Consider the following 7,430-nt stretch of genomic DNA (forward strand, 5'->3'; position numbering starts at 1 on the left):
AGCTCCTACATTGGAATGCGTACACCTGTAGGAGCTGCCGAAGGCTGCGATCTTTTGATTTTCATCGCCGTAATCGGTCCATGCCAATGACCAACAACCCAATCAGCACAAACCCCACCAAAATCCCCCCGGCATTGATCAGCACCTGTGGATAACCCAACACCGCCACATCAATGAACGGATACGCATACGCGCCGAGCAAATGCCCGCGCAGCAGCGCGTAGATGAAATACACCAGCGGATAAAGCAGCCACACCGGCAGATGCCACCAGCGCAAAGTGCCCTTGGGCACGCACACCCACCAATACCCCAGAAACAGCAACGGCATCACGTCGTGCAGCAGTTCATCGGCAATAAATTGCCAACCTTCCGGGTGCCACAAATGCCGCAGCAGAATGCTGTAGGCGAGACCCACCACAGCGATGCTAACGGCAATCCCACTGCTGACCCACGGCAGCAAAAACCAGCGGCGCGCAGCGGATTCACGCTCGGTCACCGCGCAGGTCAACACCGTCGCCACCAGCGTATTGGTCAAAATCGTGAAATAGCTGAAAAAGCTCACCACGCCGCCCAACAGGCTCGCGCCAACGCTTAAACGCGCGAAGAAAATCAGGTAAAGCTGAATGCCCAATCCCGCCCAGCCCAACACGGCTGCGCAGGTGATCAGGCGACGACGCCAACAACAGGCGTCCATTTCAAAGCGGTCGCTTGGTGCGCATCAACTTCACGTACAGGCGCTCGACCTTCTCCCGCGCCCACGGGGTTTTGCGCAGAAACGTCAGGCTCGACTTGATGCTCGGATCACTCTTGAAGCAGCGAATATCGATGCGCTCGGCCAGCCCCGACCATTCGTAATGGCTCACCAGCGCATTGAGAATCTGTTCGAGGGTGACGCCGTGCAGCGGATCGGGGGTTTGTTCGTTCATGCCAGGCCTTTGGGCGAAGTGAAAATGCAGAAGCCGCGCACCTTAGCCGAGGGGGTGATCGGGTGGAAGGCCTACCTTCAAATGTAGGCCAACCTGAAAAGATCGCAGGCTGCGAACCGGCCGACAATGCGCCCGTTTGCCGCACTGTTACCGAATCTGAAACGCTGCATGTTCACAAAAGGCCTTTGTGTTTTTGTAACAGATCATTATCCTGCCGCCCTTCCGCTGAATCGCTTCACTGCCTGCGACTTATTGAAGCACTCAGCTCGCGCCCCCGAAAACACCAAAAAAAGACTTAGCCATGCCCGATTTTTCCTTCTCCCGAGACAGCGCTATCTTAACCCTGCGCACCCTTGGCGGCTGTACCGCCCTCGGCCTCGCCAGCTGCGTGCAAGCGGCGCCCGCGTTCGACAGTGAATCACCGTACATGCTCGGTGACTGGAACGGCACGCGCACCGAACTCTCGGAAAAAGGCTACGATTTCAAGCTCGATTACACCGGCGAAATGGGCAGCAACCTGCACGGTGGCTACGACCATGACCGCACCGCGCGTTACAGCGATCAGTTTGGCCTGGGCACACACCTGGACCTGCAAAAGATCCTCGGCTGGGACGATGCGGAGTTTCAACTGACCATCACCAAACGCAGCGGCAACAACATCAGCAACGACCGCATCAACGATCCGCGCGTCGGTGGTTTCACCTCGGCCCAGGAAGTCTGGGGCCGTGGCCAGACCACACGCCTGACGCAGATGTGGTACCAGCAGAAGTTCTTCGATCAGAAACTCGACATCAAGGTCGGCCGTTTCGGCGAAGGCGAAGACTTCAACAGCTTTCCTTGCGACTTCCAGAACCTGGCGTTCTGCGGCTCGCAGGTCGGCAACTGGGTCGGCGGCATCTGGTACAACTGGCCGGTCAGCCAATGGGCGCTGCGCGTCAAATATCACCTGACCCCGGAGCTGTACGCACAGGTCGGCGCCTACGAGCAGAACCCGTCGAACCTCGATCGCGGCAACGGCTTCAAACTCAGCGGCAGCGGCACCCAGGGCGCAATCCTGCCGATCGAACTGGTGTGGACGCCGAAACTCAACGGCCTGCCGGGCGAATACCGCGCCGGTTATTACTACAGCAACGCCAAGGCCAGCGACGTCTATAAAGACAGCCAAGGCCAGCCGGCAGCGCTGAGCGGTGAAGCCTATCGCAGCGCCTCAAGCAAACACGGCGTGTGGCTGGGTATTCAGCAGCAGATCACCAGCGTCGCCAGCGACAACTCGCGCGGCCTGAGCGTGTTCGCCAACGGCACGATGCACGACAAGAAAACCAACGCGATCGACAACTACGTCCAGGCCGGCATCACCTACAAAGGCCCGTTCGATGCGCGCGCCAAGGACGACATCGGTTTCGCCCTCGCCCGCGTACACGTCAACCCGGCCTTCCGCAAAAATGCTGAAGCCAGCAACCGCGCCAACGCCGTGTACGACTACGACGATCCGTCATTCCTGCCGCCGCAAGACACCGAATACAGCGCCGAGTTGTATTACGGCGTGCATGTAACCAACTGGCTGACCGTACGCCCGAACCTGCAATACATCCGCCACCCCGGTGGCGTGAACGACGTCGACGACGCCCTGATCGGCGGGATCAAGATCCAGTCCTCGTTCTAGAAAACACTGAAGAAACCTGTGGGAGCTGGCTTGCCAGCGATAGCGATTTCACATTCGACACCAACGTCGCCTGATGCACCGCGATCGCTGGCAAGTCGAATCGTCGCACCGCAGCTCCCACAAGGATCCGGAAAAAATTCGTTAGCTAGACAAGTTTTTATCTGAACCATGCCTGTGCCAAATCGTCATCTAAAGTGACTACAGCGCGGGACTACATAAACGTCACGGAGAATCACACTATGAGCACCGAAAGTGCTTCGAGTCGGGGCCGTTTGCTACCGAGCCTGCTCGGCATTCTGCTTCTACTGATGGGCCTGGCCATGTTGGCCGGTGGGGTCAAGCTGAGCATGCTCGGCGGCTCGCTGTACTACCTGCTGGCCGGTATCGGCATCGCGCTGTCCGGCATTCTGATGCTGATGCGCCGTCGCGCGGCGCTGGGCCTGTACGCCATCGTTCTGTTCGCCAGCACCGTTTGGGCGCTGTGGGAAGTCGGTCTGGACTGGTGGCAGCTGGTGCCACGTCTGGCCCTGTGGTTCGTCCTCGGCTTCGTGATGTTGCTGCCGTGGTTCCGTCGTCCACTGCTGCTGAACGGCCCGGCGCCAATGGGCACTGGCGGTCTGACCGTCGCTGTGGTGCTGGCCGGCGTTACCGCTCTGGCCAGCCTGTTCACCCACCCGGGCGAAACCTTCGGCGAACTGGGCCGCGACACGGCGGACACCACCAGCACCGCGCCAGCCATGCCCGATGGCGACTGGCAGGCCTATGGCCGCACCGAGTTCGGTGACCGTTACTCGCCGCTGAAGCAGATCACCCCGGCCAACGTCGGCAAGCTGCAAGAAGCCTGGCGCATCCAGACCGGCGACCTGCCGACCGCGGATGACCCGGTCGAGCTGACCAACGAAAACACCCCGCTGAAAGCCAACGGCATGATCTACGCCTGCACCGCGCACAGCAAAGTGTTGGCCCTGGACCCGGACACCGGCAAAGAACTGTGGCGCTTCGACCCACAGATCAAGAGCCCGGTCGGCTTCAAAGGCTTCGCCCACATGACCTGCCGTGGCGTGTCGTACTACGACGAAGCCGCTTACGCCAAGTCTGAAAACGCCGCCTCCGCGGTGATTTCCGAAGCCGGCAAAGCCGTTGCTCAGGCCTGCCCGCGTCGTCTGTACCTGCCAACCGCTGATGCTCGCCTGATCGCACTGAATGCCGACACCGGCAAAATCTGCGAAGGCTTCGGCAACAAAGGCGTGGTTGACCTGACCCAAGGCATCGGCCCGTTCACCGCTGGCGGCTACTACTCCACCTCGCCGGCCGCGATCACTCGTGATCTGGTGATCATGGGCGGTCACGTGACCGACAACGAATCGACCAACGAGCCATCGGGCGTGATCCGCGCTTTCGACGTGCGCGACGGTCACCTCGTATGGAACTGGGACAGCGACAAGCCAGACGCCACCGAGCCTTTGGCACCGGGTGAAACCTACAGCCGCAACTCGGCGAACATGTGGTCGCTGGCCAGTGTCGACGAAAAACTCGGCATGGTTTACCTGCCACTGGGCAACCAGACCCCAGACCAGTGGGGCGCTGACCGCACCCCGGGCGCCGAGAAATTCAGCGCCGGCGTTGTAGCCCTGGACCTGGCCACCGGTAAAGTGCGCTGGAACTACCAGTTCACTCACCACGACCTGTGGGACATGGACGTTGGCAGCCAGCCAACCCTGCTCGACATGAAAACCGCCGATGGCGTGAAACCTGCGCTGATCGCCCCGACCAAGCAGGGCAGCCTGTACGTCCTCGACCGTCGTGACGGCACGCCGATCATTCCGATCAAGGAAATCCCGGTACCGCAAGGCGCCGTGAAAGGCGACCACACCGCACCGACCCAGGCCCGTTCGGACCTCAACCTGCTGGCCCCGGAACTGACCGAAAAAGCCATGTGGGGCGCGAGCCCGTTCGACCAGATGCTGTGCCGCATCCAGTTCAAGGAACTGCGTTATGAAGGCCAGTACACCCCGCCATCGGAACAGGGCAGCCTGATCTATCCGGGTAACGTTGGTGTGTTCAACTGGGGCGGCGTCTCGGTCGACCCGGTTCGCCAAATGCTGTTCACCAGCCCGAACTACATGGCTTTCGTTTCGAAAATGGTGCCACGCGAGCAAGTCGCCGCCGGCAGCAAACGCGAAAGCGAGACCGCTGGCGTGCAGCCAAATACCGGCGCCCCTTACGCGGTGATCATGCACCCGTTCATGTCGCCGTTCGGCGTACCGTGCCAGGCCCCGGCCTGGGGTTACGTTGCCGGTATCGACCTGACCACCAGCAAAGTCGTGTGGAAACGCAAAAACGGCACCAGCCGCGACAGCTCGCCAATTCCGATCGGCTTCACCTTGGGCGTGCCTAGCATGGGTGGCTCGATGGTCACCGCTGGCGGCGTCGGCTTCCTCAGCGGCACCCTCGACCAGTACCTGCGCGCGTACGACGTGAACAGCGGTAAAGAGCTGTGGAAATCGCGTCTGCCGGCAGGTGGCCAAGCGACTCCGATGACCTACACCGGCAAGGACGGCAAGCAATACGTGCTGCTGGTTGTCGGCGGTCACGGCTCGCTGGGCACCAAAATGGGTGACTACGTGATTGCGTACAAACTGCCGGAATAAGATTTAGCGGCGGTAAAAATAAAGGCGATGTCCCGCAAGGGGCATCGCCTTTTTTGTGCACGCCAAACACCCATGTAGGAGCTGCCGAAGGCTGCGATCTTTTGACTTCGTTTTTTAAAAGCCAGATCAAAAGATCGCAGCCTTCGGCAGCTCCTACAGGTTGAAATGCGTTGATCTGTGGGAAAGGTACTCGTCCTACAGACGTTGAAAGTGGCGCGGAGTTTTCCGACAAGTCGCGTCGGTTGTGCCTCGGAAATCGGCTGGATAGGCTCGGGGGGTCGCTGCAAATTCAGCGAACGGGCGTCGCGGCCCGAGCAGTTCATTCGATTTGATGCATAATCGCCGGCCCAAACTGGAGCGCTCAGGTGCTTTTAGTTTGGTTTGATGGTGGCTGTGCGCGGGATACCTTCGGGTATGCCGAGATTGCCGAATGGCTCGGTCCGCGAACCTGCGTACAGCTGCCACCCTCCGTCGCGTCGCGGTGATTGAGAGTGACAGCCCCACTTATCATTCGGAGCGTCACCATGAAAAAGCCAACACCCAATCCGCCAGAAACCGATGACACCTCGCCCTACGAATCCCCCGATTCCAAGAAATTCCACGAAGCCGCCGAACGCGCCCTCGACCACTACCTCAAACCCAACGCCTTAACCCTGCGCTTCCACAAACCCAGCACCATGTTCCAGGTCGCCCCCGAGCAGGACAGCGAAAGCCTGCTGGTCCACGCCTGCGAATCACTGGCCCAGGCCAGCCTGATGACCAGCGACATCGCCGCCTACATCGACCTGCCGCAACGACGGACGATCCTGGCGATTCAGCAGATCATCATGCTCGCCGAACTGGCGGTGAACCGCGTGCTGGATAACCACGAAATCCCCGCAAATACCTGACAAACCACCCGGTGCAGGAGCTGCCGCAGGCTGCTCCTGCACAGGTGAGCGTTAGCCCGGCTGACTCAAGAAGCTTTCCCTCCGTTTTTCATCAACCGCAATCGCTCAATGATCAATTGCTCGGCCTGTTTGCGAGTCTCAAGCAACAAACTCTCATCCGTCGCGCTATAGATCACCCGATAACGCAGACCCGGGGTGTCAGGGGAGTATTCGCGAATAGTGCAGCCCTCGTAACTCGTATCGGTATAACTCATGGCTGGATTCCTTTAAGTCCGTAAATCGGCATGCGCCGCCCTGCCTGAAGACGCCTGGTTAATCTCGGATCGACCGGGCAACGTGTCTACTGTCAGAAATTACAGGGGCCCAAGACCGCTTCGAAATAAACCGCAATGAATTTTGATCTATGAGTTAACCGTCAGATTGCAGATGACTGTCGAGAGGCATCGCCTTATTTGTGCACGCTATTTCAGAAGCACTCGAAATAACCTGTGGGAGCGAGCTTGCTCGCGAAGGCGTCAGCATATTCAACATCTACGGTGCCTGACACACCGCGTCCGCGAGCAGGCTCGCCCATAGTCGGATTGAGCGCATTTAGCTAGAAAACGGTCGGCTGTCAGGTCACATTCGCAAGCGGCCCTCCCCGCCACCGGATTATCTTGCGCGTCCTATATAACTCGTCTCATAGGGCATCATCACGAATAGGCATAAAAACCTGTCAGATATGACAGTTAACAGGTTATGCCGTTTCTCTCAGACTTCCTTCTCCAACTCAATCAATCGAGGAAGCCCCCTATGACAACTTCAAAAGCATTCCCAGCAGTCTTCGCCGTCGGTGTTCTTGATATTGATGTGAAAGGCACTATCAGCGGTACGTATTTAGATCTGACCAGCTACAGGACCAAAGCCACTTCTGTGTCATTCAACCCGTTAGGGGGTTATTACTTTGATTTCGGTCACAAAAAAGGCTTATCGAGCGAACGAACTTTTTCCGTTTCACTTCGCGACCTGCTAAAGCCATCTACACCTGCCTACTCTGAAAGAGTCGTTACAGGCCGGGGTATCCAGTTTTATGAATTTAAAACAGAGTCCTCTTCAACTATCGCAGTCACCAAGCTCAACCCCAACCTCTACCGATATGACTTCAAAGACTTCGAACTTTTCGGCAAGGCACGCTACACGGATGACACACGTGAACTCACCTGCAACGGGTTCTTTCTGCTCCAGGAACTGACGTGGCCTTTATAACGACCTTGGTCAGGTAACCCCGTACCCAAATGCAGAACGTAAAATCAAAAGCCCC

General features: G+C 58.4%; 7 protein-coding genes. 4 read left to right on the forward strand and 3 right to left on the reverse strand.

From position 1 onward, the window contains the following. Positions 1–61: 61 nt before the first annotated feature. Positions 62–694 carry a Pr6Pr family membrane protein gene (locus PMI23_RS26475; protein ID WP_007916797.1) on the reverse strand — a complete coding sequence of 211 codons (633 nt, stop codon included), beginning with the start codon at positions 692–694 and terminating at the stop codon, positions 62–64. Position 695: 1 nt separating this feature from the next. Further along, positions 696–926, reverse strand: a complete 231-nt coding sequence (locus PMI23_RS26480) for a VF530 family DNA-binding protein (RefSeq protein ID WP_007916799.1) — start codon at positions 924–926, stop codon at positions 696–698. A 301-nt stretch (positions 927–1,227) separates the two neighbouring features. Here PMI23_RS26480 and PMI23_RS26485 point away from each other — a divergent pair, with 301 nt between their 5' ends. The 3 genes from PMI23_RS26485 (at position 1,228) to PMI23_RS26495 (ending at position 6,130) form a co-directional block, all read left to right on the forward strand. Further along, a complete protein-coding gene (locus PMI23_RS26485; RefSeq protein ID WP_007916801.1) occupies positions 1,228–2,589 on the forward strand; it encodes a carbohydrate porin in 1,362 nt (453 codons plus the stop codon). Positions 2,590–2,828: 239 nt separating this feature from the next. Then, positions 2,829–5,240, forward strand: a complete 2,412-nt coding sequence (locus tag PMI23_RS26490; RefSeq protein WP_007950221.1) for a glucose/quinate/shikimate family membrane-bound PQQ-dependent dehydrogenase — start codon at positions 2,829–2,831, stop codon at positions 5,238–5,240. Between the two features lie 524 nt (positions 5,241–5,764). After that, the gene (locus tag PMI23_RS26495) at positions 5,765–6,130 is read left to right on the forward strand and encodes a DUF6124 family protein (protein WP_007950222.1); all 366 of its coding nucleotides are present in this window, start codon (positions 5,765–5,767) and stop codon (positions 6,128–6,130) included. Positions 6,131–6,195: 65 nt separating this feature from the next. On the opposite strand, the gene PMI23_RS26500 is transcribed toward PMI23_RS26495, so the two are convergent. Continuing rightward, positions 6,196–6,384 carry a hypothetical protein gene (locus tag PMI23_RS26500; protein ID WP_007916807.1) on the reverse strand — a complete coding sequence of 63 codons (189 nt, stop codon included), beginning with the start codon at positions 6,382–6,384 and terminating at the stop codon, positions 6,196–6,198. 538 nt (positions 6,385–6,922) lie between these two features. Here PMI23_RS26500 and PMI23_RS26505 point away from each other — a divergent pair. Next, entirely contained in the window at positions 6,923–7,375 is a 453-nt protein-coding gene (locus PMI23_RS26505) for a hypothetical protein (protein WP_007916808.1), read from the forward strand. Positions 7,376–7,430 lie beyond the last annotated feature (55 nt).

Source organism: Pseudomonas sp. GM24, from assembly GCF_000282235.1.
In the GTDB taxonomy this organism is placed as follows: domain Bacteria; phylum Pseudomonadota; class Gammaproteobacteria; order Pseudomonadales; family Pseudomonadaceae; genus Aquipseudomonas.